Origin of the sequence: Propionivibrio soli, assembly GCF_025770765.1 — a bacterium.
Lineage (GTDB): Bacteria > Pseudomonadota > Gammaproteobacteria > Burkholderiales > Rhodocyclaceae > Propionivibrio > Propionivibrio soli.
This window is the reverse complement of the sequence record NZ_JANZKY010000013.1, coordinates 144,821-169,165: the sequence shown is the minus strand read 5'-3', so window position 1 is coordinate 169,165 and position 24,345 is coordinate 144,821. Positions and strand designations below refer to the sequence as shown.

Sequence of the window (24,345 nt, the reverse complement as noted above, 5' to 3'; positions counted from 1 at the left end):
GGACGGAATCGGAAAGCGGACGTGGCCGCTTGGACGTGCCCGTCAGCGGCAACTACTTGCTCGTCTCCAAAGCGCCGACGACCGCGCGCAAACCCAGCAGGTAACTGTCGGCACCGAAGCCGCAGATCTGTCCCTTGGCAATCTGGCCGAACACCGAGTCGTGCCGGAACTCTTCACGGGCATGCACGTTCGACATATGCACTTCGATAATCGGAGCGGTGAGGATGGCGAGTGCATCGCGCAAGCCATAGCTGTAGTGTGTCCATGCACCCGCGTTGATCACCACCCCGTCTACCTTCTCGGTGAAGGCCCTGTGGATGCGCTCGCACATCTCGCCTTCGTGATTTGTCTGGAAACACTCGACTTCGACGCCGAGTTCCTGCCCGAGAACACGCAACCGAGAATCGATCTCCGCAAGCGTAACGGTGCCGTATTGCTTCGGATCGCGCTTGCCGAACATATTGAGGTTGATGCCGTGCAGAACCAGTATCTTCTTCATTTCTCTTTTCTCCGCCCCCGGAGAGCGGCCAAGCGAAAGCTCTCGCGGGAAACGTAGCGAGCCTACGGCGGCAATTCACCGGGGCGATAACTAAATTGGAAGGGGATAGCCGACGTGCGGAGCGCGCGTCGGCGGAGGCCGCCGGGCTGCAAAAGCAGCCCGGCGCCGTCAGGCCAGATTACTTCTTGGCGGCGCGATACTTGGCGATCTCGGCGAAGAGTTCCTTGCCGAGTTGTTCGTCGTACACCTTCAGGTACTTCTCGACGACCGGCTTGGTCGCTTCGCGGAAACGAGCAATTTCTTCCGCGGACAACTCGGTAACCGCTGTCTTCGTCTTCTTCAGTTCAGCCAAGCAATCGGCCGACTTTTTGAGGGACATCTGGCGCTGATAACTCAACGACTCTTTGGCCGCATCCAGAATGATCTGCTTTTCGTCGGCGTTCAGCTTGTCCATCGACTTCTTGCTCATGAGCAGAGACACCGGCGTAAATGAGTAGCGGTTCACCGTGTAGTACTTCGACACTTCGCCGATCTTACCGTAGATCATGTTGAGCGGCGGTTGTCCGCCACCATCAACGATTTTCGACTCGAGCGCGGTGAAGAGTTCGGCGTAAGCCAGAGGCACGGCGTTGGCACCCCAAGCCTTGTAGGTATCGATGGTCACCGGCGTTTCGGTAACCCGCATCTTCAGGCCCTTGACGTCCTCGACCTTGGTAATGGGATGCGTGTTGTTGTGCAGGCTGTAATAGCCCATGTCGAAAAACGCCAGGCCGACCAAGCCCTTTGATTCAAGCTGGCCGTGAATTTTCTTGCCGAACGGGCCGTCGAGCACGGCGTAGGCTTCCTGCTCGGTATCGAAAAGGTAGGGGAGATCGACCAGGCCGGCATCCTTGATGATGCCGACGAGGAGGTTCGTGTTCATCGTCGCGCCGTCGACCGTGCCACCCTGCATCGAGGAAAGAACCTGGATATCCTTACCCAGCGTCGCGCCGGTGAATACCTTCACGGTCATTTTGCCGCCGCTCTTCGCGCCCACAAGTTCCGCGAACTTCATCAGGCCGTCGACTTGGGGATTGCCTTCTACGTTGCTCGTCGCAAACCGGAAAACCCGCTCATTGATTTCCGCCGCACCGGCACTGGCCGAGAGAACCAGACCACAAGCCGCCATGGCAATGCACACCGATTTCATACTCTTGATCATTGAGACTCCTCCTCCGTTTTCGAATCGTCGCTGACCGATGTTCCCGGCCAGACCACAGGAATAACAGGCAGACGCCCGCCGAAACGAGGAACGAACGCGAAACTGGAAAGACTCTCCACTAACGGCTCGCCCACCCCACACGACATCCTCGCATACGGCTTGCACAAAATCCTAGCCCTCGGAAACTATATTGTCCATCTGATAACTTAGATAATATTTATCCCGTTTTTCCGATAATCCCTCTCCCCGTGATTCCTCGCTGAGACGTGCACAATTATTCGTTTTTTTGATACTAGGTATCGCCGATATCGAATTTACAGGATGGGGCGGTCTTCCTATCATCCGTAACGACAGTCCGGCTGCTGCGACTCCGGACGCTTGTTAAACGAATGTTCCGGAAAACCAAAAATGATCACCGGCACCACTCAATTGCTCCCGCTGTTCGGATATCCCACTTACGCCTTCAAGGCTCCGCTCATCTACAACCCCTGGTTCGAAAAACGCGGCATCGACGCTGTTGTGGTACCAATGGGCGTGAAGCCCGAGGATTTTCCTGACGTCGTTAAATCGGTGTTCCAACTCACCAATGTCCCAGGCGCATTGGTCACCATGCCGCACAAGATCACGACGGCGGGTCTTGTCGATGACTTGTCCACGACAGCGCGCGTTGCCGGCTCGTGCAACGCGATTGCCAGGAGGCCGGACGGCTCGTTGTTCGGCGACATGTTCGACGGCACCGGCTTCACGCGCGGCCTCCGGCGCAAAGGATTTGAATTTTCAGGCGCTCGCTGCCTCGTCGTGGGCGCAGGTGGTGTCGGATGCGCCATTGCCGCCTCGTTGGCGGCCGAGGGCGTGGCCGCAATCACCGTATTCGATGCGGCCTCGGATGCGGCGGCTGGCCTCGTGGAACGGCTGCGTGAACACTATCCGCAGGTTTCAGCAAACACGGGGCCCAACTCGGCCGTTGGCCAAAACCTCGTGGTCAACGCAACCCCGCTCGGCATGCCTGGCGATCCGCTGCCTATCGATGTACGCGGCCTTTCGCCGGAGACTTTTGTCGGCGAAGTGGTGATGAAGCAGGAAATCACGCCGCTTCTGGAAGCCGCACAAAAATGCGGATGCCGCTATCAGGTCGGCGTCGACATGCTGTACGAAATGGTGCCTGCGTACCTCGAATTCTTCGGTTTCGGTAGTGCCACCCCGAGCGAGCTGCGCGCTGTCGCCCAGATTCGCTATTGAGTCCCCGCGCCGGTCGTGCCTTCGCCAGCCAACGTTAAACCACTTAGCTTGTAGCCTTGAGCCTAGGCCCGCCCCGACCAACCACGGGGTGGGCCTCTTTTTTTCCCATTGGCTACTAGAGCAACGGCAGGGCAACCGGCCATTGAAAGCCGGTATGATGAAGTCGCCCTGTCCGGGCCACTCGGCTCAAAGGTCCGACAAGGGCGCCTTCCGGGGAGCAGTCGATGAACGAAGCGCTGGAATACGAAAAATACCTCGACGCAAAAGACCTGAAGCTGATTGACGTCCTTTACACGACTCGCAGCGTCTCCAAGACAGCCGAAGTCATGGGGCAAAGTCAGCCGAAAATCAGTACGTGGCTGAAGCGCATCCGCGAGCAACTCAAAGACCCGCTGTTCGTACGTACGTCGGAAGGCATGACGCCGACGCCACGCGCCGAGGCCATCGTCGGCAAGGCGAGAAGCATCCTGGAAGCGATGCTGCAGATCATCGATGCGCCGAACTTCGACCCGCAGACGTCAACGCGAACGTTTCGCATGTGCATTCCCGACGGTGCTCAGACAACGCTGCTGCCCAACATGCTGCGTACCATCTGCGCGAATTCACCCGGCATTCGCTTCGAAGCGCTGCCTCTCGATCACAACACGCCAAGGCTCCTGGAAAGTGGCGCCGCCGATTTGGCGTTCGGCGGTTTTGTGCCCGAGATGGAGACCGGCTTCTACGAACAGACCCTGTTCGACCAGAACTACGTTTGCCTCGTCAGCGCGGAACACCCCCGGATCAAGGAGGAACTGACGCTCGATGCCTTCCAGCGTGAATCGCATATAGCGTTCGGATACGGTCGCTCGTATGAGCTGATCGAATCGGAGATGAAGCGCTTCAACATCTCCCGCCGGGTTCGCGTCTATTTGCCGGGCGTATTGGGGGTCACCAAGATCATCGCGGCGACGGACATGATCACGACGCTTCCGGGACAGATCGGCACCATCCTCGGCCGCAGCAGCCCGGCAATCCGGTTGTTTCCGTGCCCGGTACCTCTGGCCAACGTCGTCGTGAAGCAGTTCTGGCACAGTCGCTTTCACCTCGACCCGGGCCACCAATGGCTGCGCCGCATCTGTGCGGAGGAAGCGCGGCGCGGTATGGAAAACCTCTCGGTCGAATGAGTCCGCAGCCCTGACCGCTCTTCGCCTCGTTCAAGGCACACCGAAAAACGAATCGCTGTGTAGCGCCTGCCGCTGCGTTGCCGCGTCCGCTGCCCGGGTGTCGACCGTCAATAAACGGCGGGCGTGCTGAAGCACGGCGGAAACCGACCGGCCTTCCGGGTCCCAGATGCTGGCATGCAGCGATGTATCGATCGGCGCCCAGCGTGCCATTTCGGAGCGGGAGAAAATGACAACACTCGGCAATCCTAGACCATCCGCGATATGCGAAACCCCGGTGTCATTGCAGACAAGAAGCCGTGCCCGGCTCATCAGCGCGGCCATGGCGCCGATCGAAATCGGAGCGGCGGCATCTACCGGCGTATGGCGCATGCGCGCGGCCACGGCGGCCGTCATGTCGCGCTCCTTCTCGGAGCCGGTCAACACGACGGCTAGACCCGTTTCGTCCGCCAGGCGATCGGCCACCTCGGCAAAGTGCTGGGCCGGCCAGCACTTGTCGCGGCTGCGAGCGCCGGGGTGGACGCAGATATACGCCCCGGGGGTAAGGCCGGGTTCCAACCCGCTCGCATCCAGCTCGGCGTAATCCGCTTCGCGGAGCGGGAATTCCAGTCGCATTCCCGCGTCCGGCAGGCCGAGGTGTTGCGCAAGGGCAAGCAACCTGACGGCCTCGTGTCCCACCGTCGGATACGCGATGTAATTCAAGGCGTTGGCCGCCGCTCCGCCCGACGCCTCGTCGGCCGGCCGAAAACCCACTGAATGAGCGGCTCCCAAAGCCTCGACAATGGAGTTGCTCACCAGACCGTTGCCATGAAGCTGGACCGCCAGGTCGAAGCGGCATGCTCGCATGTTCTCGAAGAACCCGTCGGCAGCCTCACCCCGCACAGGTTGTTCGGGAAGGTCTGGATGTCCGGGGAAAGCGGCGAAGACGTCCACGTAACGATGGAAGCGGGCAGCGAACTGTTCTGCCCAAGGCAGACCGATGAGCGTTATTCGGGCTCTCGGAAACCCGAGTCGCAGTGCGCGAAGGGTGGGCACCGCGCACAACATATCGCCCAGTTGCAACGCGCGAAAGACCACGATCGAGCGAATCGCCCTGCCTCGGGACACGATGAAGGCAGGCTTGGAGGGTGTTGGCAGCCGTGGAGTCTTGGGCTGGTTTGGCATGGACACGCTTTCTTTAGGGCGAATCCCGCCTTCCTGCAAGCCATGTTCCCATGCCGTCAGCGGAGAGTTTCGGCGCTTCCTTCTTCACCGATCCGCGCGCGCAGGAAGTCCATGAGCACGCGCAGCCGGTGCGGCACATGCCGACTGTCCGGCAACACCGCGTAGATGCCGATTTCCGGCGGCGCAAAGTCCTTCAGAACTTCAACGAGTTGGCCGCTCGCCAGCAGTTCGCCGGCGCTGAACATCGGTTCGTAAGCGATACCCAAACCGGCGCAAGCGGCCTTGAGCAGGACTTCGCCGTTGTTGGCCTGCAAGCGCGAACGCGCCACGGCGAAACTTTCGATACGGCCATCGACTGAAAATGCCCACCGCTGTGCATTCGCCGTTGCCGTATAACCGAGGCAATGGTGGCGAACAAGCTCGCTTGGGTGCTTCGGTTCTCCGTGCTGCTCGATATAGCCTGGCGAAGCGACGACGACCATGCGGCCCGAGCCAAGACGGCGGGCCACGTCGTTCGGATCGAGACGCGGCGTAATGCGCACCGCAAGATCGATCCCTTCCTTGATCAGGTTTGCGCGCCGATCCGAAAAGTCCATATCCAGCTCGACCTCGGGATACCGCTGCGAGAATTCGAGCAACCAGGGCGCGAGATACTTGAGCCCATAGACGAGAGGAAGACTGAGCCGGATCAGCCCGCGCGGCGTCTGGTGGTCTTCGGCAATGCCCGCTTCCGCCACGTCGACAAGATCGAGGATGGCACGGCAACGTTCGAGGTAAGCGGCACCGGCCGGCGTCAGGGACAGACGCCGAGTACTGCGCGCCAGCAACTTCGCCCCAAGGTGCGACTCCAGCGCCGCCACCTGCCGCGTAACGACAGAACGTGCGACACCGAGTTGCACGGCTACCGCCGAGAAACTCCCGAGGTTGGCAACGCGCGAAAAGAGGCGCATTGCGTCGAGCTTATCCATAAGCGGAATTCCGAGCGAAAGGGTATTTGCCGGTAAACTGTTGCAACTAGAGCAACAAACCTTTCCAGATTGTCGCCTATTTTGGCACAGCCACAATCCGTACAGTGTCGTCTGCGGTCACATCCCGGGGCACTGGGTTACCTTCTTGCCCCTTCCGAGGACCGAGCCATTTACCCGATCGTGCCGTAACGCGACGCGACGGAATTGATACGCACTCCATGACTAAATACTCGACGACGGCAATCGTTTTGCATTGGCTGATGGCCGCGGGATTGGCGGGGCTCTTTGTGTTCGGTCTATACATGACCGACCTGCCCTTCTCGCCGCAGAAGCTGCAGTTTTACTCCTGGCACAAATGGGCCGGCGTCATTCTCTTCATGCTGGCGGTCGGGCGCATTCTCTGGCGCCTGACGCGCACACCGCCGCCCCTGCCAGGAACCATGTCCCGCCGCATGCAGGCAATCGCACATGCCGGACACGGCCTCCTTTACCTGCTGATGCTGGCGGTGCCGTTTTCCGGCTGGCTAATGAGTTCGGCCAAGGGCACGCAGACTGTATTGTTCGGCATCTTGCCGCTTCCGGACCTCCTGGCCCGTAACAAGGAACTGGGCGACCTGCTCGCCTCCCTGCATTGGTCGCTGAACGTGGCGCTGGCGGCCGTGGTTGCCGGACACGCGGCGGCGGCGCTCAAGCACCACTTCGTCGACAAAGACGACGTGCTCACCCGCATGCTGCCAGGGCGCCACGCGCGCTAGCCGGACCGGAGCACCCTCAGCTTGTCGGAAATCGAAAACGCTTCGGAGAAACCATGACATTCCGTTCGATCAGCACCCTCGCCTTTGGCGCCGCCGTTGGCCTTCTTCCCCTCGCAACGCAGGCGGCTGAATTCAGCGTCGTCCAGAACTCGCAAAGCACGATCGCCTTCGCCTACAAACAGATGGGGGTCGGCATGGACGGGCACTTCAAGAAATTTATGGCACAACTCGCCTTCGACCCGGCCAAGCCAGCGAACGCCCGGGTGAGTCTCGACGTTGATGTCGCCAGCATCGATACGGGCTTTGCCGAAGGCGATAGCGAGGTCGCCGGCAAAGCCTGGTTTGATGCCAAAACCTATCCGAAGGCGACGTTCTCAGCGAGCAGCGTGAAAGCCCTTGGCGGTAACCGTTATGAAGTCACGGGCCCGCTAACGATCAAGGGACGCACGCAGACTGTCACCGCCCCGACGAACGTGACGGTCCAGGGCAATACGGCCGCCTTCGACGGTGCATTTACGATCAAGCGAGCCGATTTCGCCATTGGCGAAGGGCAATGGGCCGATTTCGGCACCGTTGCCAACGAAATCCAGGTCAAGTTCCACATCGTCGCGGGCGCCAAATAGAGCGGTCCGCGGCCAATTCAATCCATCACCACCACCCGCAAGGAGTTCCCCCGCATGAAAAGAGCCCTCCGCCTGACGCTCGCCGTTACCGCGTTCGCCGCCCTCGGCGGGTCGGCATTCGCCGCACCCGAGACCTATGTCATCGACGGGGCGCACACCTTTCCTCGCTTTTCCTACAGCCACCTTGGTTTTACCACGCAGCTGAGCCGCTTCAACAAAACGACCGGCAAGATCGTGTTCGATAGGGAAGCGAAAACCGGCTCGGTGGACATCGTGATCGATACCAAGTCGGTCGACACCGGATTCCCGCTCTTCAACGAGCACATCCAGGGGGCGGATTTCCTCGATACGGCGACGTATCCGACGGCCACGTTCAAATCGACGGCAGTACGCTTCGACGGCGACGCGCCGGCCGCCATCGAGGGTAACCTGACGATCAAGGGCGTCACACGGCCGGTCACGCTGGCCGTCACCTCGTTCAAGGCCGTTCCCCATCCGATGCTGAAGAAGGATGCGCTCGGCGCGAACGCGACGACGAAGATCAGCAGGACCCAATTCAATGCCGGGAAATATGCACCCACGGTTGGCGACGAGGTGACGATCGACATCGCCGTCGAAGCGATCAAGGAATAGCGTCTACCTTTGAGTGCCCGGGGAACCCCTCCCTTCCAGTTGTCCCCGGGGCTTGCGACCGTCGCCCTTCTCCGCCGATCACGCGGAACTATCGTCTATTCCGTTGCCTAATTCTTTCGCGGACGCCTAACCGGACGTCTGGCGAACGGAATACCCGTTTGCGAGCGTCTATAGTGTTGTGATGCAGGCATGTGAATGACAAGCGGCAGATAAGCCGCGGGTCTCTCGTTTGCCTGTCTTTCGGCAAACGGAGGAAGTGGCATGCGATCGACGACGCTGACGAATCCCGAGAATCGGCCCGACCTGGAAGCCCAGTCCGACACGGGGCACGTTCCATCCACCTTGCAGTCCTTGGCGGCCGCCGCCGGGTTCCGATTCAATGGCAACGATCCTTGGGATATCCAAGTCCTCGACCCGCGGCTTTATCGGCGCATTTTCGTCGACGGCTCGCTCGGCTTCGGCGAAGCCTACATGGACGGATGGTGGGAATGTGCCCGCCTCGATCAACTCTTCCACCGGTTGCTCTCGGTCGACGCCGACCGGCAAGCCGACCGGTGGGCCTGGTTGCGCTCGACGAAGGCGGTGCTTCGTCACACGCTGTTCAACCTGCAGTCGATGCGCCGCGCCTTCCAGGTCGGCGAACGTCACTACAACATCGGCAACGACGTATTCACGACGATGCTCGACCCGACGATGAGCTACTCGTGCGCTTACTGGGCGCGAGCGAATAGCCTCGCCGACGCGCAGGAGCATAAGCTCGACATGATCTGTCGCAAACTCGAACTGCGGCCTGGCGAACGCCTTCTCGACATCGGTTGTGGCTGGGGCGGCCTGGCTCGCTTCGCGGCAGAGCGCTACAACGTCGAGGTGGTCGGCATTACCGTGTCGGTCGAGCAGCAGGCGCTTGCCCGTGAGCGTTGCGCCGGCTTGCCCGTGCATATCGAGTTGATGGACTACCGCAAGCTCGATGGCCACTTCGACAAGGTGGTCTCAGTCGGCATGTTCGAGCACGTCGGCCCGAAAAACTATCCTTCGTTTTTCGAGGTTGCTGAGCGCGTTCTCAAGGACCATGGACTGTTCCTGCTACACACCATCGGCAACTATCGGCCGACGCGCAAGGTCGACCCGTGGATCGACAAGTACATCTTTCCGAACGGCCATCTGCCTGCCGCGACCGAGATTTCCAATGCCGTCGAGGGTCGTTTCCTGATCGAGGATTGGCACAACTTCGGCCCCGACTACGATCGCACGCTGATGGCGTGGTGGGAGAATTTCGAGCGCGGCTGGGACGATCTGTGCGAGAAGTACGGCGAACGCTTCTACCGCATGTGGAAGTATTACTTGATGAGCTGTGCCGGCTTCTTCCGCGCTCGCCAGGGCCAACTCTGGCAGGTGGTCATGAGCAAGCGCGCCCGCACAGGGGTTTATCGCTCGGTCCGCTGAAACGGAGCCGGCGGGGCCCGCTCCGTTTCAGGTACCGGCGGGAGAGGTGAAATTCTGCGCTACCGATCACCCTGCCGCGTCGGCCAGGAAAACCTTTTCCGCCTCTTGAGTCGCGTCGTGGTCGAGCAGCTCGGGAAAGAGGCGCGGCGGAATCGTGATCGCGCCGACACCGATCTCCAGCAGCGCAAGATAGGCCGCCCGAGAGCGAATACTGGCCACGAGCAGGCGCGTTTGCGCATTACTGCGCTCGATGAGTCCTTGCATCTGCCGAATCAACGCCAGCCCGTCGATGCCGGCGTCTTCAAGGCGCCCGAGATAAGGGGCAGCATACGCGGCATCGAGTTGGGCTGCGAAATGGGCTTGTTCCTGAGCATAGACGGCGGTGAAGGTCACTGGCACGCCTTCGGTGGTCAGCGTCGCACCGGCGCGCAACCCTTCACGGGTCGCCGGAATCTTGATGACGATCTGGCCGACATCGAAACCTTGCAACAACGCTTGGGCGTCGCGCAACATCCCGTCGGCATCGCTTGACGAAACCTGCGCCTGCACCTGCTTGGCTCCGAACCGCAACAGCTGCTCGAAGAGCCGCGACCGCTCGGCAGGGCGAACCCCGGCGCGTTTAAGCAGCGTCGGGTTCGTCGTCACTCCATGAACGACGGGATGCGGCAAGCACTGACGCACCTCCTCAAGGTCGGCGCTGTCGAGGTAAAGGTGGAAGGATTTCATCGCGGTATCGTGCTTTCGAGGACGAAGCGAAATGATACGCCCGGCCACGAAGCCTTACCGATCGATTCCTGCCAGGCACACGTACTTTATTTCGAGGTACTCGTCGAGGCCGTGGCGCGAGCCTTCCCTGCCGAGACCCGACGATTTGACTCCGCCAAAGGGGGCAATCGCCGTCGAAATGATGCCGGTGTTGACGCCCACCATCCCATACTCGAGCTGCTCTGAAACGCGCATGATGCGGCCGATGTCGCGGGCGTAGAAGTAGGCGGCGAGCCCGTACTCGGTGTCGTTTGCCATGGCGACGGCTTCTTTTTCGTCGCGGAAGCGGAACAGCGGCGCCACGGGAGCGAACAACTCTTCGCGGGCAAGCCGCATGGCTGGGGTCGCATCGGCGAGGATCGTCGGCTCGTAGAAGGTACCGCCGAGGGCATGCCGACGCCCGCCCCGCACAACCCGCGCGCCTTTCTGCACCGCATCGGCGACAAGGCTTTCCACCTTCTTGAGCGCGGCCTCGTCGATCAAAGGTCCTTGAGCGACACCCGCCTCCAGGCCATTGCCGACCTGGAGCGCCGCGACCGTCGCCGACAACTTCTCAGCAAAGACGTCATAGACGCTGTCCTGCACCAATAGACGGTTCGCGCAGACGCACGTCTGGCCGGAATTCCTGTACTTCGAGGCGATCGCGCCGGTAACGGCCGCGTCGAGATCCGCATCGTCGAAGACGATAAACGGCGCGTTGCCACCCAACTCCATCGATAGCTTTTTCACCGTCGGCGCACACTGGGCGATCAGCCGGGAACCGGTTTCCGTGGAACCGGTAAACGACAGTTTACGCACCAGAGGATTCGCGCACAGCTCGTCGCCGATGGCCTGTGCCGAACCGGTGACGACGTTGAACACGCCACGAGGCAGTCCCGCTTTCTCGGCGAGCGCCGCGAGTGCCAGCGCCGAAAAAGGCGTCTGACTCGCCGGCTTGACGACGATCGTGCAGCCGGCCGCCAGTGCTGCCCCCGCCTTGCGCGTGATCATCGCCGCCGGGAAATTCCAGGGCGTGATCGCCGCGCACACACCGACCGGTTCGCGGGTCACGAGCAACCGGCGATCCGCCATGTGCGTCGGAATAATTTCGCCGTAGGCGCGTTTTCCTTCCTCGCCGAACCACTCGAAAAAGCTCGCCGCGTAAGCGATCTCGCCGTCCGATTCGGCTAACGGCTTGCCTTGCTCCAGCGTCACGATCCGGGCCAGATCCTGACGGTGTTCGAGCATCAGGTCGCTCCAGCGGCGCAGCAATTTTCCCCTGGCGGCCGCCGTCTGCGCTCGCCATCCTGGCAAAGCGGCGTGAGCGGCGGCGATCGCGCGCCGCGTCTCGTCGCCTCCCATGCGCGGTACGGCCCCCAACTCCTCACCCGTCGCCGGATTGCGCACCGTCAACGTCCCGCCTTGGTCGGCGTTGGTCCAGATTCCATCCACGTAGCATTGCGAGCGGAAGAGCCCGGCGTCCTTCAGATTCGACATGGTGATTTTCCTCTTCAGGTGGCCCAACAAGACCTCATCGTAGGCGCGCACGTCACGTCGTTTGCGCCGGCGACATCCTGCGGCGATAGCGGTATTTCAAAGGGGAGTTGCAGCTCCGCTTAGGCTAAACCTGCCGCGTTCTTCGGGCAAGGCGTATGCCTCGGCCGCGGCAATGCGTCTCTGCGGGCCGTTGGCATTTGACGGCAAATGCCGGCCGCCTCTCATGCTGACCAGAAAAAAAGACGGGCGCCCTTGGGCGCCCGAAAGTGGCTTTGCTACGAGGATAAAAAGGCTAGATGTGGTACGCGGTTTCGCCGTGGGAAGTGATGTCCAAGCCTTCGCGTTCTTCTTCTTCCGGAACGCGCAGGCCAATCAGCATATCGACGATCTTGTAAGCCACCACCGAGACGATACCCGACCAGATGATCGTGGTGCCGACGCCCCACAACTGGCTGATGACTTGCGCCGTCATGTCGTAATCGGCGACCTTGTTCGCGACGTAGTCGTAGACCCCGGTACCACCGAGCGACGGCGCGGCAAACACGCCGGTCAGGATGGCGCCGAGAATGCCGCCCACACCGTGGACGCCGAACACGTCGAGCGAGTCGTCCGCACCAAGCATGCGCTTCAGGCCATTCACGCCCCACAGACAGATCACACCGGCCAGCAACCCGATGGCAATGGCCCCCGGTACGCCGACGAAACCGGCCGCTGGCGTGATGGCAACGAGGCCTGCGACAGCGCCGGACGCCGCACCGAGCATCGACGGCTTGTCTTTGAGCATCCATTCCACGAGCATCCAGGACATCGTCGCGCAGGCCGTCGCCACCCAGGTGTTCACCATCGCCAGCGCAGAACCGCCACTCGCCTCGAGCGCCGAGCCTGCGTTGAAGCCGAACCAGCCGAACCACAGCAACGAGGCGCCGATCATGGTGAACGTCAGGCTGTGCGGCGCCATCGACTCGCGGCCGTAGCCGACCCGCTTGCCCATCAGGAACGCGCCCACGAGGCCAGCCACCGCCGCGTTGATGTGGACCACGGTGCCGCCGGCGAAGTCCAGGGCGCCCTTCTGAAACAAGTACCCGGCCGTTTTGCCCGCGGCTTCACCCGCCGCTGCGTCGACGTAGGCGTCCGGACCGGCCCAGTACCAGACCATGTGTGCCATCGGCAAGTACGAGAACGTAAACCAGAGCACCATGAACACGAGCACGGCGGAGAACTTTGCCCGCTCGGCAAACGCGCCTACGATGAGGCCGCAGGTGATCGCCGCGAACGCGCCCTGGAAGATGACGTAGGCGTACTCGGAGATGACTACGCCCTTGCTGAAGGTCGCCGCCGGGGAATCGACAGTCACACCGCTCAGGAAGAGCTTGCTCAACGTCCCGAAGAACGCGCCGCCTTCAGTAAAGGCGACGGAATACCCGTAGCAGACCCAGAGCACGCTAATCAGCGCAAACGTGACGAAGACTTGCATCAGTACCGAGAGCATGTTCTTCGAACGCACAAGGCCGCCGTAGAACAGCGCGAGGCCGGGGATCGACATCAAGATGACGAGCGCCGCGCTCATCATGATCCAGGCATTGTCGCCCTTGTTGACCACCGGCGCGGGTGCGGGCGTCGCTGCCGCCGCAGCAGGAGCCGCGGCCGCCGGGGCGGTGGCGGCGGGAGCCGAAGCCGCATTGTCCTGCGCCCACGCCGGAGAGATGCATAACACGGCGCCAAGCACAGCAAGTATTGCAAAGAGGTGTTTCATGGCTTTTGTCTCCTTACAGGGCTTCTTCACCGGTTTCGCCGGTGCGAATGCGAATGACTTGTTCGAGATCGAAGACGAAGATCTTGCCGTCACCGATCTTTCCCGTTCCCGCCGATTTTTCGATCGCCTCGATCACCTGGTCGAGGAGGCCGTCGGCGATCGCCGCCTCGACCTTCACCTTCGGCAGAAAGTCGACGACATACTCGGCGCCGCGGTAGAGCTCGGTATGCCCCTTCTGCCGGCCGAACCCTTTGACTTCCGTTACGGTGATGCCCTGAACGCCAATGACCGACAGCGCTTCGCGCACCTCGTCAAGCTTGAAGGGCTTGATAATTGCTGTAATCATTTTCATGATTGGCTCCAATTCTGAGGCCGGCTATCCAGACCCCGGTGGTTACTGAAGTTCTAGAACGAGTGGGTCACCGAAAGGATGGCGATGCCCCGCCCGGCGTCTTTGTTGCTGCTGCTGAGGTCGGCTACGCCGCCGTCATCCTGCCAAGACTTGGCGAAGCAGTACGGCTGGTAGGTTGATGCGCCAGAGCACTTGCCGGATGCATTGGTATCGACATAGGAGAGGCCGACGACCCAACCGTTGAAGTCCTTGGTCACACCCACCTTCCAATCGGTGTAGTCACCGTTGTAAACATTCTTCAGGTTCAGGTGACCGACGTGGCCGTTGACGCCCCAACCATCGCCGAGATCGTAGTTCGCATTGACCTCCAGGTAGCCCGTGCCACGCGTCTTCTTGCCCGTGCTCGTGCCGCTGGAATCAACCCCGCGCAGCGAGAAGTAATCGTCGATGCTGTGCGAGTACTTCACGGACAAGAACTTCCACGAGCCGCCAATGTAGAGTTCCTTGTTCGAGACGGCTCCATGATCGGCATGCAGCCCGAGCGAGCGGCCCTCGGAGCCGGGGTAGTAGTAGTAAATGGCGCCGACGTCGAGACCGAAATCGCCGAGCGACGTCTTGTAACCGCCATAGAAATCCATTTCGAGATTGCCGTCCGGGAAGCCGGCGCCCGAACTCACGTTGGAGTTCCAGTTGCCCGCGTAGAGACCGCTCGAATGTGCGTAATCGACGCCGCCCTGAATCGCCGGCTTGCCGTAGGTCTGATCAATACCGCGGAAGCGGTAGCTCGAGACGAGTCCGATGTTGCCGGTCACCGAATGCTCAGGCGTTGGCGCGGGAGTTTGTGCCGACGCCGCCATGGAAAATCCGGCGGCAAGCAAAGCGGCGATGATCGACTTGTTCATTGTCTGCTCCTCATGTAGACAGGAAAACTCAAAGCGGTGCCCACACTCTTAAGCAGCCTCCGTGCCAGAAGAAATCTAACGTATTTTCAGTTAGTTACTCTGCGACCGATAATCACCAGCCATAGGAGCGCACTGTGCTGGCGCATGATGCAAGCCCCCCGCACCACGCGAGGGCAACCGCGGAAATCCGCGCACCATCGAACAGCGCGCACGCGAAAGAACCGTCCTCCGGCGACATTCGGCGTATCGCCCCCAAAGCTGGCGGCCGCTACGGGCCGCTCCGTCTCGCAACCCACCGTGTGATAAACTCAGAGCGGTCTTCAGGGATAAATGACGCCATGCTCGACCCGAAAATATTTGAGGAATTCAGCGCCCGGCTCGGAGCGATCATCGCCGCCAGCCCAGCCGCCGACATCGAGAAGAACGCCCGTGCGCTCCTGTCGAGTTTTTTCACCAAGCTCGATCTTGTGAGCCGCGAGGAGTTCGATATCCAGGCGCAGGTGCTGCAACGCACCCGCGAAAAGCTCAAGGACCTCGAAGCCCGCGTCACTGCGCTTGAAAGCCGCAATCAGAACGACGCCTGATCCCGCGCCCGGCTGCGACGCGCTAAGCGCGGCCGGCTGGCCGTCGCAACCGATCCTCCGCACATGCCGCTAGCCATCGTCCATAGCCGTGGCCTCGACGGGCTTTCCGCTCCGGAAATCGCTGTCGAAGTCCATCTGGCCGGCGGGCTTCCGAGCGTCACTCTGGTCGGGCTCCCCGACACGGAGGTCAAGGAAGCGCGTGACCGCGTCCGCGCTTCCTTGCAGAACTCGGGCTTCGAGTTCCCCGCCAAACGCATCACCGTAAATCTGGCGCCCGCCGACCTGCCGAAGGAATCGGGCAGGTTCGATCTCCCGATCGCGCTCGGCATCCTGGCCGCCTCCGGGCAGATTCCGGACAGCGCGTTGCAGGGTTACGAGTTCGCCGGGGAGCTTTCGCTGTCGGGTGGGTTGCGCCCCATACGCGGCGCGCTCGCGATGGTCCTTGCCGCAGGCCAGCGCGGACGAGCGTTTGTCATGCCGACTGAGAGTGCCCGTGAAGCGTCGCTTGCTCGCGACGCGGAAGTGCTCGGCGCCGATACGCTGCTGCAGGTGTGCGCACATCTGGCCGGCCACGAGACGCTGCCCCACAGGACTCCGGAACTAACTGAGAGCGCGGAGGCTGACGCCTATCCTGACCTGACCGATGTGCGCGGGCAGACGCAAGCCAAGCGCGTGTTGGAAATCGCTGCAGCAGGCGGCCATTCATTGCTGCTCGCCGGACCGCCCGGGACCGGCAAATCGATGCTCGCGACCCGATTGCCCGGTTTATTGCCGCCCATGTCGCACGCAGCGGCGCTGGAATCGGCAGCGATCCTGTCGCTCGCCGGGCAGTTCCGCCCCGATGGGTTCGGACGCCATCCTTATCGCTCGCCCCATCACACGGCCTCGTCGGTCGCTCTGGTCGGAGGCGGCAGCGTGCCGCGCCCGGGCGAAATCTCGCTCGCTCACCAGGGCGTATTGTTTCTCGATGAGTTGCCCGAGTTCGATCGGCGCGTCCTCGAAGCACTACGCGAACCGCTGGAAAGCGGTCGCGTCCATATTTCGCGAGCCGCTCGACAAGCGGAGTTCCCAGCGCAGTTCCAACTCATCGCCGCGATGAACCCATGTCCGTGTGGATACCACGGCGACGCGAATGGAAAATGCCGCTGTACTCCAGACCAGGTGGCGCGTTATCGAAACAAACTCTCTGGCCCGTTGCTTGACCGCATCGATTTGCAAATCGAAGTGCCCGCTGTGCCGGCCGACGCGCTACAGAAAGCGCCCGATGGCGAGCCGTCCTCAATCGTACGTGAGCGCGTAAGTCAGGCACGCGCCTTGCAAATAGCGCGTCAAGGAAAACCAAACGCCCGGCTGACGGTAAAAGAAATCGACCGGCATTGCGAAACGGACAGTGACGGATCGGCACTGCTGAAACACGCCTTGGCCCGCCTGAACCTTTCGGCCCGCGCCTATCACCGTGCGCTGAAGGTCGCGCGCACGATTGCCGACCTAGCGGGAAGTCCGGACCTCCGTTCCCAACATATCGCCGAAGCCGTCCAGTACCGTCGCTTCGCCAAGGATTAACGTGTCGCAAACATCCAGCCCGCCACCGCGTGGCATCGCTCTTGTATTGGCTGCGCTCGGCGCGCTCGGCCCCTTCTCGATCGACGCCTACCTGCCTTCGTTTCCCGATATCGCGCAAAGCCTCGGCGCGACACCGATCGAGGTACAGCAAACGCTAACCGCCTACCTGATCCCCTTCGCCGTCATGGCGTTGTGGCACGGAGCCATTTCGGACGCCCTCGGTCGCCGGCGCGTAATCCTTGTCAGTCTCGTCCTGTTCGGCCTGGCCGCCGGCGGTTGCGCCTTCGCCACACGCATTGAGCATTTGTGGGCGCTACGCGCGCTGCAAGGCATATCGGCCGGAGCAGGTATCGTCATCAGCCGCGCCATCGTGCGCGACCTGTTCGACGGCCCGGCGGCGCATCGTTTGATGTCTCACATCGCCATGATGTTTGCGTTCGCCCCCGCCGTCGCGCCGATGATCGGCGGCCGGCTGCAGGCCTGGTTCGGCTGGCGCTCCGTGTTCGGCTTTCTGGTCGTGGCCACCGTCATTCTGCTCATCGCCTGCTGGCGGCTCCTGCCCGAAACGCTGCCCCTGGAACGCCGGCAACCACTGTATCCGGGCTACCTTGCGCGGACTTATGTGAAGGTTCTCAGTTCGCCGGTTTTTCTGTGTGCATGCGCGGCGCTGGCACTCAACTTTGCCGGCTTCTTCATTTACGTGATGTCGGCTCCGGAATTCCTGATGCGCCACCTCGGTGTCGCGGAAACGGGCTTTCTGTGGCTCTTCGGCCCGGCGATGGCCGGGCTCATGGCCGGTTCCTGGTACTCGGGACGGCTCGCCGGAAAACTGTCGCTGGAACAGACCATCGTCCGGGGTTACGTGGTGATGGCTTGCGCCGCGCTTGCCAACGTCATCCTCAACATAACGTTCCCGCCAGGACTGCCGTGGAGCGTGATGCCGATTCCGCTCTATACGTTCGGCATGTCGCTCGCCATGCCATGCCTGACGTTGCTTTCTCTGGAGCCTTTTCCCGAGCAACGCGGACTCGCCGCCTCGTGCCAAATGTTCCTGCAGTCGATAGGAAACGGGGCAGTGGCCGGCATCCTCGCACCGGCCCTCTGGGGATCGACGCGTACGCTGGCCTTCGGCATGGTCTCGCTGATGCTGTTTGGCGCCACCGCCGCGTGGCTGCATCGTCGGCTAACGAGCCGGCGTCAGGCCGCTTAGCATTGCCCCGCGGCCACCATGCGCGATCGGAGATGACCGCTTCAGTTTGCTGATGAGGCTTCGTACGCCGACAGAGTCACGCCGGCCCGAGCGAGGAACTCGCGTATCTGCTTGATCTCCTGCTTCGGGCACGTCGGGCTATTGTGCGGATGATGCAGGAAGATCTCGATGCGATTGAGCACGATGCGGAAACGGGCACCGTGTGCAGATTCGACTGTAGCGCCAAGGTGGTCGAATAGCGACTCGACCTCGCGCCAATGGATATTCGAACTCGGCGGATCGCGGTAGATCGCCTGAAGCAAATGCAGGTGTTTGTGGCTCATGCCGTCCTCCACGCCGAAACGGTCACCCACGCGGGCGGGGAAATGCTTTCGGGCATTTTGCGCCGACGCGCGCGACAAGAAAACCCATCGGCGCCAAAACGCACCACCATCCGCGCCGCCATCCTCACGGTACAGAGGGCGTGAGCCCGCTTTCGGCCCTGCAGAAACACCGTGGCCGCCGGCTTGCGGCGGTCACGGTAATGCGCGACCGTTTAAAGCGCAGCGATCTTGGCGCGCATCGATTCCGTTCCCGACACGATTTTGTCGAGAATGGCATCAAGGGCCCAGAAACGTTCGCGTACGTCGAAAGTGATCGTACGGCTGTGAATTGAACCGAAGGTGCCAATGCGCTGGTGGTACATCTTGGCCAACACGGGGTAGCCAAAGGCTTCGGACAACGCCGCCAGAACGAGGAAAGTCGCCACCTCGTCGGCCAGTTTCGGGTGCTTCGTACCCGACGTGTACAGCCATTTATAGAGGTCGGGGTGGAAGTTCGTGAACACGCCATTGAAGCCGCGCGAGCCGGCCTTCATCGCGTCATAGGCGATTGCCGCATTGGCGTTCAGAATCGCGAATGGCGAACCCTTGGTCAGGGCCACGCGGCGTTTCACAGTCTCCAGGTCGCAGGAAACGTCCTTGAGCATGATGAACCGGCCGCTATCCATGCAAAAGCGGAGTTCGTCGTCGCTCAAGAGGCGACGATACGGGGCCGGGCACTCGTAGAGCCCGAGAGGCATATCCTTCGGCAGACGCTCGAGCAACCAGCGCATGTTTCCGAGGAAGGTTTCCGTGCCGCGATTCTTCGGATCGAGATGGTTGGTCACGAGCACGACGCCGTCGGCGCCGGTTTCGGCGGCGACCGTCAACTCCTCGATCTGGCTGTGCGGATCGTCGCTGATGTGCCCGGAGACAACCACGGGAACCCGCCCGGCCGCTTGCTTGACGACGAACTTGCCCAGCGCAGCACGCTCTTCCAGCGACAGAAACTGCATTTCGCTCGACTGGCAAACGGCGAACAGCGCGTCCGAACCGTTTGCGATGTACCACTCGATGAGGCGCTCGAGTCCCGCATAGTCGATTTCGCCCGATTCCAGATAAGGCGTGATCATCACCGGGATGATGCCTTCGATTCGTTTCGCGTTCATTTGCCACCCTCCGAAAAATACCGGCGTCTACCCGAATAGGGTTCTCGCGGGTTTTTGCTAAATCGTATCAGCGCTAAATTTTAGGAGGTATCCGGTAGAGGGGCAAGAAGCAAGCGACAAAGAGTCGAGGAGCCTATTGCCCGACCGAAGGAGCCGTTGTCGGGAACACGACCTCCACGATCAGCCCTCCTTCGTCGGCATTCGAGAGCCGCACTTGCCCACCACACGAAGCGACGATCGTACGCACGATGGCAAGGCCCAAACCGCAGCTTCCGCGGGTAGCACGGGCGGGTTCGATCTGCGCGAACGGTTCCAGTGCGCGTTCGCGCAACTCCGCCGGGATGCCCGGCCCATGGTCGCGTACTCGTAGGCACACGCTACCCGGCCGATCGACCAGGATTTCGACCTCCACCGGCGGCGCTCCATACTGCAGGGCGTTGCCGATGAGGTTGTCGAGGATGCGACGGAGCGCGACACCCGCGATGGCTACCTGGCATGGCGCCGCGGCCTCGCTCACCGTCATCGTGACGGCGCGGCCGAGTTCGGCATGACGAGCGACTTCGTCGCTGACTGCGTCGGCGATCAACAAGGGCGCGGTCGGCTGAGCACAATCTTCCTCGGAGCGCAGAAACGCCAGACATTGACTGACAATGCGTTCCATGTCATCGACATCATGCGTCAGTCCGGCGGAATCGTCGGCGTTTTCGAGCAGCGCGAGGCGAACGCGCAACCGCGCCAGCGGTGCCCGTAGATCGTGCGTCAGCCCGGCCAGCATTTCACGCCGCTCGGCATCGGACCGTGCAAGCTGAGCCACCATCGTGTTGTGCTGAGTGGCCAGTGTCTGCACTTCCTTCGGTCCTTCAGGGAGAACGGTACGCGCCGCTCCTCCGCCCGTCGCTGCGACGGCTTCGCCCAATCGCTGCAAAGGACCTACGATGCCGCGTACAAAGATGGCCGCCAGTCCGACGAGTACGGCCAGCGTCGCGGCCAGCCATTGCCACAGATCGCGCGGTAACCCCTGGGGTTCGAAACGAGGGGGCGGCAGGACCAGCCACCACCGTTCCCCGCCCGCCTGGAAGCCGATCCAAAGGCCACCGCGAGGATTCTGCCGCGAATGGCGCAGCAGCACGGGTTCGCCGAGAGCCTGCTCGAGCCGTTCACCGAGGCCGTGCGCAAACCCGAAACGGGCCTCGCGGCGTGGCACGAGGTCGCCGTCCGGCACCAGTTGCAGCCACTGCTCGCCAATGTCCGCGCCTTCCAGATTCTGGCGCGCTCCCGGGTCAAGACCGGGCAGGACACTCTGCAGCAAGCGAATTTGCCCTGTGACGAACTGCACGGTTTTGTGCATATGCGTCGCGCGGCCGTTCTGGAAGATCAGCGAAAAGGTCGCGAACTCGGCGATAGCCACCGTGGCCACCACCAGCAGGAAAGTGCGCGCCGCAAGCGACGATGGAAGCAGCTTCATGAGGCGCGCTTTTCTTCGGCACCGCCGTCCGGCACGAACACGTAGCCGACGCCCCATACCGTTTGCAGATAGCGCGGGCGCGAGGGATCGGTTTCGATCAGTCGGCGCAGGCGATGGATCTGCACGTCGATCGCGCGATCGAACGAGTCGCTGTCGTCACCGCGCGTCAACTCAAGCAGGCGCTCTCGCTTCATGGGCCGATTGGCATTCATGACCAACGCATTGAGCAGAGCGAACTCGCCGCTCGTGAGGGCGACCACCTCGCCATTGCGGGCGAGCTGGCGCGTGCCGCGATCGAGCGACCATTCACCGAAGCACACGACCCCGCCCTGCGGGTCGGGCGCCGCAGCGGAGCGCAGACCGCGCCGCAACACGGCCTCGATGCGTGCCACCAGTTCGCGCGGATCAAAGGGCTTGCCGACGTAATCGTCGGCGCCCATTTCGAGACCGATAACCCGGTCAACTGGCTCATCGCGCGCCGTCAGCATGATCACCGGCAACGTTTCACCGCGTGCGCGCAACCGGCGGCAAGCAGCCAACCCGTCTTCGCCCGGCATCATGAGGTCAAGGACCACGAGGTGGGGGTGATAGCGCTCGAGATACGCGTCGAGTTGGCGCGTATCGGGCAGGAGCAGCGTGTCGAAACCGTGCCGCCCCAGATAGGTCGCGAGCAGTTGGCGAAGCTCCGGGTCGTCGTCGACGAGAAGTATCTTTTTCATAGTGACGGGCATCTGCATTGTTTTACGGAAATCATTCTATGCCTGCGCCCGGATGACGCCAGGCGACGGAAACAATTTGCAACGCACTGGTACGGCCTCGAAATCCTTTGCAATGGCATGCGCTGGAAAATGACGTCGTCGAAAGGGGCGGCCGAATCTCCCCGGCTCCAACTGCCGAACCGCCCTCGACCTATCTGAAGGAGAAAATGTCATGAAGAAAACCTATACCCCCCGCCTGATCGTCGCCGCGATCGCGTTTTCGATGGGCCTTGCCGTCAATGCCTACGCCATGCCGCGCGGAGAACATCCGGGCCCGGGAATGGGCATGTCGGGTCATCATGAGATGTACCATGGCCGTGCCATGACGCGCTTGCACGACGACTTGAAACTGGACGCGCAACAGGAGTCCGCGTGGAAGGACGCCGAGGCGTTCGCCAAGGAGACGATGGACGGCATGCATGAGCGATTCCGCAAGCATCACGAGGAAATGCGCAACGCACTCAATCAACCGAATGCCGATCTGCGTGACCTGGCCAAGCGTATGGACGACTTCCGCGCTGAAAGCCAGAAACTGCGCACCGCGGTGCGCGATCGTTGGCTGGCCGTTTACGACAAGCTGAATCCTGAGCAAAAGGAGAAAGCGCGCGTATTCTTCAAATCCGGCATGGAACGCATGGACCAGATGCACGAGCGGATGCAGAATCGCATGCACGAGCGTGGCCGCGGTCAGCCTGCGCAGCCGCAAGGGGCTCCGAAGAACTGAGGCTACCTGAGAGACCGGGAGCGCACCCCGCACCGCCGGGGTGCTACCCGCCATGTTTCGATCGGAGCTTCCTTCTTTACCCGGATTTACCGCTCATCCACCCGGAAAGCTTCCGCCTCTTTGGCTTGGCCGAAGATTTCCGGACCGATAATAGCGCCTCTCCAATCCAACAAAAAAATCGTGACTGCGTCACACACCGGAATCCGTACCGCTGCCCTTGCCATTACCGCCCTCTTTTTTCTTGGCGGATGCGCATCCCTCGAAGAACGCGTCGCCCAGATAAAGGCGACAAGCACGGTCAACGCACCGTCTACTTGGAATTCTGCCGCCGAAGCCACCCGAACGATAGCTCCGACGGATGACACCCTCGCCGTCTGGTGGCGTCAGTTCACCGACCCGCAACTCGATGCATTGATCGAGGCCGCCCTGACCGCCGCACCCGACGTCCGCACGGCGCAAGCCAAGCTGCGGCAATCGCGCGCGGCACGCGAACTGGCCGTTGCCAATCTGTATCCCAGCCTCGACGTTTCAGCTTCGGCTACCCGCTCCCGCGCTGCGGCTTCAGCCGGAGGCACGGGGAAGACGCAGACCTTGTATGCCGCCGGCTTCGACGCCAGTTGGGAGCCGTCGATCTTCGGCGGCCTGCGCGACGCCGCTTCAGGGGCCGAAGCAGACGCAGCGGCGGCAGCCGCCACGCTCGAGTCGACGCGAGCGTCATTAGCCGCCGAAGTCGCGTTGGAATACGTCACGCTGCGGGCAAGCCAGCAACGGCTTGAGATCGCCCGCGCCAACGTGGCCAGTCAGGCCGAGACGCTGCAAATTGCGACGTGGCGCGAGATGGCGGGACTGGTAACCACTCTCGACGTCGAACAGGCGCGCACCAATCTCGAACAGAGCCGCGCGTCAATCCCGAGTCTGGAAAACAGTCGCGCGGCGGCGGAGAACCGCCTCGCCCTGCTCACCGGTCGAGTTCCGGGCAGCTGGCATACCGCGTTGCAGGACGTAAAACCATTACCTACGGCCCCGGACGAGATCGCCGTCGGCATTCCAGCCGACACCTTGCGCCGGCGCCCGGATCTGCGTTCTGCCGAATTCACGTTACGTGCCGAGATTGCTCGCACGGCGGAACGCGAAGCGGATCGCTACCCGACGTTGACGCTGAGCGGCTCACTCGGCTGGAAGGCGTTCAGCACGGCGGCACTCGGAGGCAGCGGGAGCCTCGCGCGTTCGCTGGCGGCAAGCCTTGCGGCGAACATTTTCGACGCCGGACGCATCAGCAGCCGCATCGAAGCGCAGTCGGCGGTGCAAGAACAAGCGCTGATCACCTACGAGAAAACGCTCCTGACGGCACTCGAAGACGTCGAGAACGCGATGGTCTCGTACGCTACCGGACGCGACCGCATCGAAGCGCGGCGCCGCGCCGCCGTGGCCGCCGCGAACGCCGCTATCCTCGCCCGCAACCAATACGAAGCGGGCATTGCCGACTTTCAAAAAGTGCTCGAAACCGAGCGTACGCGGCTGACGGCCGAGGACAACCTCGCCAGCGCCGAAGCCGACATCCTCACCGCCGTCATCCAACTGTACAAGGCGCTCGGAGGCGGCTGGCAGGCAACTCCCACGCCACAATAGAAACGGACGGA

The 24,345-nt window shown here is 61.9% G+C and carries 24 protein-coding genes; 11 read left to right on the top strand and 13 right to left on the bottom strand.

Annotation, left to right across the window (positions count from 1 at the left end; genetic code table 11):
• Positions 1–52 precede the first annotated feature (52 nt).
• Both aroQ and dctP read right to left on the bottom strand, forming a co-directional pair.
• Positions 53–499, bottom strand: coding sequence for a type II 3-dehydroquinate dehydratase (gene aroQ, locus NZ453_RS16090; RefSeq protein ID WP_263771748.1), 447 nt, complete (start codon positions 497–499; stop codon positions 53–55).
• A gap of 178 nt (positions 500–677) precedes the next feature.
• Positions 678–1,700: a TRAP transporter substrate-binding protein DctP gene (gene dctP, locus NZ453_RS16085; protein ID WP_263771746.1), complete on the bottom strand. Its 1,023-nt coding sequence runs from the start codon at positions 1,698–1,700 to the stop codon at positions 678–680.
• Between the two features lie 408 nt (positions 1,701–2,108).
• On the opposite strand from dctP, the gene NZ453_RS16080 reads away from it, so the two are divergent.
• Together NZ453_RS16080 and NZ453_RS16075 are read left to right on the top strand one after the other, a co-directional pair.
• Positions 2,109–2,939, top strand: a complete 831-nt coding sequence (locus NZ453_RS16080; RefSeq protein ID WP_263771745.1) for a shikimate dehydrogenase family protein — start codon at positions 2,109–2,111, stop codon at positions 2,937–2,939.
• 224 nt (positions 2,940–3,163) lie between these two features.
• Positions 3,164–4,102, top strand: a complete 939-nt coding sequence (locus NZ453_RS16075; RefSeq protein ID WP_263771744.1) for a LysR family transcriptional regulator — start codon at positions 3,164–3,166, stop codon at positions 4,100–4,102.
• Between the two features lie 30 nt (positions 4,103–4,132).
• Here NZ453_RS16075 and NZ453_RS16070 read toward each other — a convergent pair whose 3' ends face one another.
• On the bottom strand, positions 4,133–5,263 hold the full coding sequence (locus NZ453_RS16070; protein ID WP_263771743.1) for a glycosyltransferase family 9 protein: 1,131 nt from the start codon (positions 5,261–5,263) through the stop codon (positions 4,133–4,135).
• Between the two features lie 56 nt (positions 5,264–5,319).
• Positions 5,320–6,231, bottom strand: coding sequence for a LysR family transcriptional regulator (locus NZ453_RS16065; RefSeq protein WP_263771741.1), 912 nt, complete (start codon positions 6,229–6,231; stop codon positions 5,320–5,322).
• Positions 6,232–6,449: 218 nt separating this feature from the next.
• Here NZ453_RS16065 and NZ453_RS16060 point away from each other — a divergent pair, with 218 nt between their 5' ends.
• The 4 genes from NZ453_RS16060 (at position 6,450) to cfa (ending at position 9,685) form a co-directional block, all read left to right on the top strand.
• The gene (locus NZ453_RS16060; protein ID WP_263771740.1) at positions 6,450–6,986 is read left to right on the top strand and encodes a cytochrome b; all 537 of its coding nucleotides are present in this window, start codon (positions 6,450–6,452) and stop codon (positions 6,984–6,986) included.
• 53 nt (positions 6,987–7,039) lie between these two features.
• Positions 7,040–7,609 (top strand): YceI family protein, encoded by a 570-nt coding sequence (locus tag NZ453_RS16055; RefSeq protein WP_263771739.1) that lies wholly within the window; start codon positions 7,040–7,042, stop codon positions 7,607–7,609.
• Positions 7,610–7,663: 54 nt separating this feature from the next.
• Positions 7,664–8,242, top strand: a complete 579-nt coding sequence (locus tag NZ453_RS16050) for a YceI family protein (protein WP_263771738.1) — start codon at positions 7,664–7,666, stop codon at positions 8,240–8,242.
• A 261-nt stretch (positions 8,243–8,503) separates the two neighbouring features.
• Complete coding sequence (gene cfa, locus NZ453_RS16045; RefSeq protein WP_263771737.1) at positions 8,504–9,685, top strand: cyclopropane fatty acyl phospholipid synthase; 1,182 nt, start codon at positions 8,504–8,506, stop codon at positions 9,683–9,685.
• 66 nt (positions 9,686–9,751) lie between these two features.
• Here the strand turns inward: cfa and NZ453_RS16040 are convergent, their stop codons facing one another.
• The 5 genes from NZ453_RS16040 to NZ453_RS16020 all read right to left on the bottom strand — a co-directional run bounded on the left by NZ453_RS16040 (position 9,752) and on the right by NZ453_RS16020 (position 14,933).
• Positions 9,752–10,411, bottom strand: a complete 660-nt coding sequence (locus tag NZ453_RS16040) for a transaldolase family protein (RefSeq protein WP_263771736.1) — start codon at positions 10,409–10,411, stop codon at positions 9,752–9,754.
• Between the two features lie 54 nt (positions 10,412–10,465).
• On the bottom strand, positions 10,466–11,926 hold the full coding sequence (locus NZ453_RS16035) for an NAD-dependent succinate-semialdehyde dehydrogenase (RefSeq protein ID WP_263771735.1): 1,461 nt from the start codon (positions 11,924–11,926) through the stop codon (positions 10,466–10,468).
• A 292-nt stretch (positions 11,927–12,218) separates the two neighbouring features.
• Positions 12,219–13,679: an ammonium transporter gene (locus tag NZ453_RS16030; protein WP_263771734.1), complete on the bottom strand. Its 1,461-nt coding sequence runs from the start codon at positions 13,677–13,679 to the stop codon at positions 12,219–12,221.
• Between the two features lie 13 nt (positions 13,680–13,692).
• Positions 13,693–14,031 (bottom strand): P-II family nitrogen regulator, encoded by a 339-nt coding sequence (gene glnK / locus NZ453_RS16025; protein WP_263771733.1) that lies wholly within the window; start codon positions 14,029–14,031, stop codon positions 13,693–13,695.
• Positions 14,032–14,084: 53 nt separating this feature from the next.
• Positions 14,085–14,933 (bottom strand): TorF family putative porin, encoded by an 849-nt coding sequence (locus tag NZ453_RS16020; RefSeq protein WP_263771732.1) that lies wholly within the window; start codon positions 14,931–14,933, stop codon positions 14,085–14,087.
• A gap of 338 nt (positions 14,934–15,271) precedes the next feature.
• Here NZ453_RS16020 and NZ453_RS16015 point away from each other — a divergent pair, with 338 nt between their 5' ends.
• The 3 genes from NZ453_RS16015 to NZ453_RS16005 all read left to right on the top strand — a co-directional run bounded on the left by NZ453_RS16015 (position 15,272) and on the right by NZ453_RS16005 (position 18,290).
• On the top strand, positions 15,272–15,517 hold the full coding sequence (locus NZ453_RS16015) for an accessory factor UbiK family protein (RefSeq protein ID WP_263771730.1): 246 nt from the start codon (positions 15,272–15,274) through the stop codon (positions 15,515–15,517).
• Positions 15,518–15,580: 63 nt separating this feature from the next.
• Positions 15,581–17,080 carry a YifB family Mg chelatase-like AAA ATPase gene (locus NZ453_RS16010; protein ID WP_263771729.1) on the top strand — a complete coding sequence of 500 codons (1,500 nt, stop codon included), beginning with the start codon at positions 15,581–15,583 and terminating at the stop codon, positions 17,078–17,080.
• 1 nt (position 17,081) lies between these two features.
• Positions 17,082–18,290, top strand: coding sequence for a multidrug effflux MFS transporter (locus tag NZ453_RS16005; RefSeq protein WP_263771728.1), 1,209 nt, complete (start codon positions 17,082–17,084; stop codon positions 18,288–18,290).
• Positions 18,291–18,331: 41 nt separating this feature from the next.
• Here the strand turns inward: NZ453_RS16005 and NZ453_RS16000 are convergent, their stop codons facing one another.
• The 4 genes from NZ453_RS16000 to NZ453_RS15985 form a co-directional block, all read right to left on the bottom strand.
• Positions 18,332–18,613, bottom strand: coding sequence for a type II toxin-antitoxin system HicA family toxin (locus tag NZ453_RS16000; protein WP_263771727.1), 282 nt, complete (start codon positions 18,611–18,613; stop codon positions 18,332–18,334).
• A 212-nt stretch (positions 18,614–18,825) separates the two neighbouring features.
• On the bottom strand, positions 18,826–19,758 hold the full coding sequence (locus NZ453_RS15995) for a dihydrodipicolinate synthase family protein (protein WP_263771726.1): 933 nt from the start codon (positions 19,756–19,758) through the stop codon (positions 18,826–18,828).
• Between the two features lie 133 nt (positions 19,759–19,891).
• Positions 19,892–21,223: an ATP-binding protein gene (locus NZ453_RS15990; protein WP_263771725.1), complete on the bottom strand. Its 1,332-nt coding sequence runs from the start codon at positions 21,221–21,223 to the stop codon at positions 19,892–19,894.
• Entirely contained in the window at positions 21,220–21,942 is a 723-nt protein-coding gene (locus tag NZ453_RS15985) for a response regulator (protein ID WP_263771724.1), read from the bottom strand. Before NZ453_RS15985 ends, NZ453_RS15990 begins: the two co-directional genes overlap by 4 nt.
• Before the next feature lie 211 nt (positions 21,943–22,153).
• Here NZ453_RS15985 and NZ453_RS15980 point away from each other — a divergent pair, with 211 nt between their 5' ends.
• On the top strand, positions 22,154–22,705 hold the full coding sequence (locus tag NZ453_RS15980) for a Spy/CpxP family protein refolding chaperone (protein WP_263771722.1): 552 nt from the start codon (positions 22,154–22,156) through the stop codon (positions 22,703–22,705).
• Positions 22,706–22,885: 180 nt separating this feature from the next.
• Positions 22,886–24,334, top strand: a complete 1,449-nt coding sequence (locus tag NZ453_RS15975) for an efflux transporter outer membrane subunit (RefSeq protein WP_263771720.1) — start codon at positions 22,886–22,888, stop codon at positions 24,332–24,334.
• Positions 24,335–24,345: the final 11 nt, after the last annotated feature.

What these genes read in the sequence shown, in the direction of transcription:
- aroQ (WP_263771748.1), bottom strand. Translation starts at nt 499, where the DNA reads ATGAAGAAGATACTGGTTCTGCACGGCATCAACCTCAATATGTTCGGC.
- dctP (WP_263771746.1), bottom strand. Translation starts at nt 1,700, where the DNA reads ATGATCAAGAGTATGAAATCGGTGTGCATTGCCATGGCGGCTTGTGGT.
- NZ453_RS16080 (WP_263771745.1), top strand. Translation starts at nt 2,109, where the DNA reads ATGATCACCGGCACCACTCAATTGCTCCCGCTGTTCGGATATCCCACT.
- NZ453_RS16075 (WP_263771744.1), top strand. Translation starts at nt 3,164, where the DNA reads ATGAACGAAGCGCTGGAATACGAAAAATACCTCGACGCAAAAGACCTG.
- NZ453_RS16070 (WP_263771743.1), bottom strand. Translation starts at nt 5,263, where the DNA reads ATGCCAAACCAGCCCAAGACTCCACGGCTGCCAACACCCTCCAAGCCT.
- NZ453_RS16065 (WP_263771741.1), bottom strand. Translation starts at nt 6,231, where the DNA reads ATGGATAAGCTCGACGCAATGCGCCTCTTTTCGCGCGTTGCCAACCTC.
- NZ453_RS16060 (WP_263771740.1), top strand. Translation starts at nt 6,450, where the DNA reads ATGACTAAATACTCGACGACGGCAATCGTTTTGCATTGGCTGATGGCC.
- NZ453_RS16055 (WP_263771739.1), top strand. Translation starts at nt 7,040, where the DNA reads ATGACATTCCGTTCGATCAGCACCCTCGCCTTTGGCGCCGCCGTTGGC.
- NZ453_RS16050 (WP_263771738.1), top strand. Translation starts at nt 7,664, where the DNA reads ATGAAAAGAGCCCTCCGCCTGACGCTCGCCGTTACCGCGTTCGCCGCC.
- cfa (WP_263771737.1), top strand. Translation starts at nt 8,504, where the DNA reads ATGCGATCGACGACGCTGACGAATCCCGAGAATCGGCCCGACCTGGAA.
- NZ453_RS16040 (WP_263771736.1), bottom strand. Translation starts at nt 10,411, where the DNA reads ATGAAATCCTTCCACCTTTACCTCGACAGCGCCGACCTTGAGGAGGTG.
- NZ453_RS16035 (WP_263771735.1), bottom strand. Translation starts at nt 11,926, where the DNA reads ATGTCGAATCTGAAGGACGCCGGGCTCTTCCGCTCGCAATGCTACGTG.
- NZ453_RS16030 (WP_263771734.1), bottom strand. Translation starts at nt 13,679, where the DNA reads ATGAAACACCTCTTTGCAATACTTGCTGTGCTTGGCGCCGTGTTATGC.
- glnK (WP_263771733.1), bottom strand. Translation starts at nt 14,031, where the DNA reads ATGAAAATGATTACAGCAATTATCAAGCCCTTCAAGCTTGACGAGGTG.
- NZ453_RS16020 (WP_263771732.1), bottom strand. Translation starts at nt 14,933, where the DNA reads ATGAACAAGTCGATCATCGCCGCTTTGCTTGCCGCCGGATTTTCCATG.
- NZ453_RS16015 (WP_263771730.1), top strand. Translation starts at nt 15,272, where the DNA reads ATGCTCGACCCGAAAATATTTGAGGAATTCAGCGCCCGGCTCGGAGCG.
- NZ453_RS16010 (WP_263771729.1), top strand. Translation starts at nt 15,581, where the DNA reads ATGCCGCTAGCCATCGTCCATAGCCGTGGCCTCGACGGGCTTTCCGCT.
- NZ453_RS16000 (WP_263771727.1), bottom strand. Translation starts at nt 18,613, where the DNA reads ATGAGCCACAAACACCTGCATTTGCTTCAGGCGATCTACCGCGATCCG.
- NZ453_RS15995 (WP_263771726.1), bottom strand. Translation starts at nt 19,758, where the DNA reads ATGAACGCGAAACGAATCGAAGGCATCATCCCGGTGATGATCACGCCT.
- NZ453_RS15990 (WP_263771725.1), bottom strand. Translation starts at nt 21,223, where the DNA reads ATGAAGCTGCTTCCATCGTCGCTTGCGGCGCGCACTTTCCTGCTGGTG.
- NZ453_RS15985 (WP_263771724.1), bottom strand. Translation starts at nt 21,942, where the DNA reads ATGAAAAAGATACTTCTCGTCGACGACGACCCGGAGCTTCGCCAACTG.
- NZ453_RS15980 (WP_263771722.1), top strand. Translation starts at nt 22,154, where the DNA reads ATGAAGAAAACCTATACCCCCCGCCTGATCGTCGCCGCGATCGCGTTT.